Origin of the sequence: Thiorhodococcus minor, from assembly GCF_010820565.1 — a bacterium.
GTDB classification, from domain to species: Bacteria; Pseudomonadota; Gammaproteobacteria; order Chromatiales; family Chromatiaceae; genus Thiorhodococcus; species Thiorhodococcus minor.
Genome location: NZ_JAAIJQ010000313.1, coordinates 1 through 717 on the forward strand (window position 1 = coordinate 1; position 717 = coordinate 717).

Here is a 717-nt window from a genome sequence, read left to right on the forward strand (position 1 = left end):
GAAACCGAGTGAAGCCTTGCCTATTGCGTTCATATCTTGACTCTCGGGTGAGTGGGGTGTGGATTGGTCCCGGCGGGATCGTCCAGCGTGGCGTCGGCAAGGCTTAGGCCCCGCATCGCAACCTCGGTGGCGGTGTCGGCGACGGCCGACATCGGTGTGACGTCGGTACCGACTGCGGGGCAGTCAGCAGGATCCGGAGCGAGCAGCTGGAGATGGCCCAAGGCATCGTCGTTGAACGTGACCGTGCCGTCCGGTGCGGTGATCCGATACACAGGTCCAGCGCCGTCGTTGGTGTAGACGCTTGTGGGGGTGAGGCGTGGCGGGGTCGCAAGCAGCGCGGCCATGGCAGGGCGCGCGAGGGGTCGGATTTTTTGCACGTCGGCGCGCCTCCTTGTCAGTCCCATCGTCATCGCCGAGTGATGCGAGACACGGTGAATCCATTGGTAGCGGCGCGACCGCTCGAGCAGTCCAGCGTCGACGCCCCCCTTACCGGGCTGGCAATCTCACATTCTCTTCATGGTTTACATATTTTGTCGACCAGCGGCGGGGTGTCTCGAACTTGGCGGTCGGCGTCGGACCGCCTGCCGATGGGGAGACTGGATTGGGCTACCGCTCTGAATCCGACGTGCGTCTGCCAAGGTCCGGTGGCTCGCTCACCGGACCCGCTCTGTCGGCACGGCCAGCATCCAACTGACGGGCGCGCTGGACGTCGCGCAG

At 65.0% G+C, this 717-nt stretch carries 1 protein-coding gene; it reads right to left on the reverse strand.

Annotated features, from left to right (window positions below; all coding sequences use genetic code 11):
• Positions 1–29: 29 nt before the first annotated feature.
• Positions 30–344 (reverse strand): hypothetical protein, encoded by a 315-nt coding sequence (locus G3446_RS27125; protein WP_209262676.1) that lies wholly within the window; start codon positions 342–344, stop codon positions 30–32.
• Positions 345–717 lie beyond the last annotated feature (373 nt).

Excerpts from the sequence above, each read along its gene's own strand:
- G3446_RS27125 (WP_209262676.1), bottom strand. The coding sequence starts at position 344 with ATGGCCGCGCTGCTTGCGACCCCGCCACGCCTCACCCCCACAAGCGTC.